We start from the raw sequence: 3,256 nt of genomic DNA, 5'->3' as shown, positions 1-3,256 counted from the left end.
GCTCTTTAACAAGATATATCATGCTGACATGAACGTTTTTTGAAACGTTCAAACGTAAATTGTTTTGTGATACGTCTCAAGCGTATCCGGCAATCGTTATCATTGCGCGATTCAGACTCCTTCGGGTTATAGGGTCAAGCAATGAAGCGCACACGGTGGATGCCTAGGCAGCCAGAGGCGATGAAAGACGTGGAAGCCTGCGATAAGGCTCGGCGAGGTGGCAAACAACCTGTGACCCGGGCATTTCTGAATGGGGAAACCCACCGATCATCAGATCGGTATCGCACCTTGAATATATAGAGGTGCGAGGCGAACCGGGGGAACTGAAACATCTAAGTACCCCGAGGAAAAGAAATCAACCGAGATTCCCCTAGTAGCGGCGAGCGAACGGGGACCAGCCCTTAAGCGTGTGACTGATTAAGCGAATGTGTTGGGAAACACGGCCATAGCGGGTGATAGCCCCGTAGCTGAAAATCTGATCACGTGAAATCGAGTAGGTCGGGGCACGAGAAACCTTGACTGAAGACGGGGGGACCATCCTCCAAGGCTAAATACTCCTGGCTGACCGATAGTGAACCAGTACCGTGAGGGAAAGGCGAAAAGAACCCCGGAGAGGGGAGTGAAATAGATCCTGAAACCGTGTGCGTACAAGCAGTGGGAGCAGATTCGTTCTGTGACCGCGTACCTTTTGTATAATGGGTCAGCGACTTATATTCCGTGGCGAGGTTAACCGAATAGGGGAGCCGTAGCGAAAGCGAGTCTTAACTGGGCGTACCAGTCGCGGGATATAGACCCGAAACCGAGCGATCTATCCATGAGCAGGGTGAAGATTGAGTAACATCAATTGGAGGCCCGAACCAGGATCTGTTGAAAAAGATTTGGATGACTTGTGGATCGGAGTGAAAGGCTAATCAAGCTCGGAGATAGCTGGTTCTCCTCGAAAGCTATTTAGGTAGCGCCTCACGTAGCACCGCCGGGGGTAGAGCACTGTTTCGGCTAGGGGGTCATCCCGACTTACCAACCCGAGGCAAACTCCGAATACCGGTGAGTGACGCGTGGGAGACACACAGCGGGTGCTAACGTCCGTTGTGAAAAGGGAAACAACCCAGACCGTCAGCTAAGGTCCCGAAATCCTGGTTAAGTGGGAAACGATGTGGGAAGGCTCAGACAGCTAGGAGGTTGGCTTAGAAGCAGCCATCCTTTAAAGAAAGCGTAATAGCTCACTAGTCGAGTCGGCCTGCGCGGAAGATGTAACGGGGCTAAACCAGGTACCGAAGCTACGGGTTCATCCTTAGGATGAGCGGTAGAGGAGCGTCGTGTAAGCCGATGAAGGTGAATGGAGACGTTCGCTGGAGGTATCACGAGTGCGAATGCTGACATGAGTAACGATAAAGGGTGTGAAAAACACCCTCGCCGGAAGACCAAGGGTTTCTGTTCGACGCTAATCGGAGCAGAGTGAGTCGGCCCCTAAGGCGAGGCCGAAAGGCGTAGTCGATGGGAAACGGGTCAATATTCCCGTACCGGACATGGTTGCGATGGGGGGACGAAGAAGGCTAGGTGAGCCAGGCGTTGGTAGTCCTGGTGAAAGCACGTAGGCCGAGCGCTCAGGTAAATCCGGGGGCTCAAAGCCGAGATGCGAAACGAACTGACCACGGTCAGGAAGTCACTGATGCCACGCTTCCAGGAAAAGCCTCTAAGCTTCAGATCATGTGCGACCGTACCCCAAACCGACACAGGTGGTCAGGGTGAGAATCCCAAGGCGCTTGAGAGAACTCGGGTGAAGGAACTAGGCAAAATGGTGCCGTAACTTCGGGAGAAGGCACGCCGCTGTTACGTGAAGCCCCTCGCGGGTGGAGCGGAGAGCGGTCGAAGATACCAGGTGGCTGCAACTGTTTATTAAAAACACAGCACTCTGCTAACGCGCAAGCGGACGTATAGGGTGTGACGCCTGCCCGGTGCCGGAAGGTTAAGTGATGGTGTTAGCCCTCGGGCGAAGCTCTTGATCGAAGCCCCGGTAAACGGCGGCCGTAACTATAACGGTCCTAAGGTAGCGAAATTCCTTGTCGGGTAAGTTCCGACCTGCACGAATGGCGTAATGATGGCCACGCTGTCTCCACCCGAGACTCAGTGAAATTGAAATCGCCGTGAAGATGCGGTGTACCCGCGGCTAGACGGAAAGACCCCGTGAACCTTTACTATAGCTTCACACTGGACGCTGATGTTGCCTGTGTAGGATAGCTGGGAGGCTTAGAACCCGTGACGCCAGTTGCGGTGGAGCCACCCTTGAAATACCAGCCTGGCATCATTGGCGTTCTCACTTAGGTCCGTTATCCGGATCGAGGACAGTGTGTGGTGGGTAGTTTGACTGGGGCGGTCTCCTCCCAAAGTGTAACGGAGGAGCACGAAGGTACCCTCAGCACGGTCGGACATCGTGCAATGAGTGCAAGAGCATAAGGGTGCTTAACTGCGAGACAGACACGTCGAGCAGGTGCGAAAGCAGGTTCTAGTGATCCGGTGGTTCTGTATGGAAGGGCCATCGCTCAACGGATAAAAGGTACTCCGGGGATAACAGGCTGATACCGCCCAAGAGTTCACATCGACGGCGGTGTTTGGCACCTCGATGTCGGCTCATCACATCCTGGGGCTGAAGTCGGTCCCAAGGGTATGGCTGTTCGCCATTTAAAGTGGTACGCGAGCTGGGTTTAGAACGTCGTGAGACAGTTCGGTCCCTATCTGCCGTGGGCGTAGGATGTTTGAGAAGGGCTGCTCCTAGTACGAGAGGACCGGAGTGGACGCACCTCTGGTGTTCCGGTTGTCACGCCAGTGGCATTGCCGGGTAGCTAAGTGCGGACGGGATAACCGCTGAAAGCATCTAAGCGGGAAGCCCCCTTCAAGATGAGACATCCCTGAGGACATGATCCTCCTAAAGGGCCCAGCAAGACCAGCTGGTTGATAGGTCGGATGTGGACGCGCTGCAAGGCGTTGAGCTAACCGATACTAATGGCCCGTGAGGCTTGACCCTATAACACCCAAGGGGTCTGGTCGCAGTGATAACGATGAAAACCGGATACGCACGAACGAGACGCTCACAAACCGATTACGAACAAACCAGCCTGATATATCGCCAGTTACGCCTGACGACCATAGCGAGCGGGAACCACCTGATCCCTTGCCGAACTCAGTAGTGAAACCGCTCAGCGCCGATGGTAGTGTGGGGTCTCCCCATGCGAGAGTAGGTCATCGTCAGGCACTTATC

The 3,256-nt window shown here is 54.4% G+C and carries 2 rRNA genes; both read left to right on the top strand.

The features are described from left to right. The first annotated feature begins 132 nt into the window (after positions 1-132). Positions 133-3,022, top strand: a 23S ribosomal RNA gene (locus HZS81_RS17800). A 111-nt stretch (positions 3,023-3,133) separates the two neighbouring features. Then, a 5S ribosomal RNA gene (rrf, locus tag HZS81_RS17795) occupies positions 3,134-3,249 on the top strand. Positions 3,250-3,256 lie beyond the last annotated feature (7 nt).

The sequence above is a fragment of the Vreelandella salicampi genome, from assembly GCF_013415105.1.
Classification (GTDB): domain Bacteria; phylum Pseudomonadota; class Gammaproteobacteria; order Pseudomonadales; family Halomonadaceae; genus Vreelandella; species Vreelandella salicampi.
The sequence above is the reverse complement of the archived record's forward strand: the minus strand, read 5'-3'. Positions and strand labels throughout refer to the sequence as shown.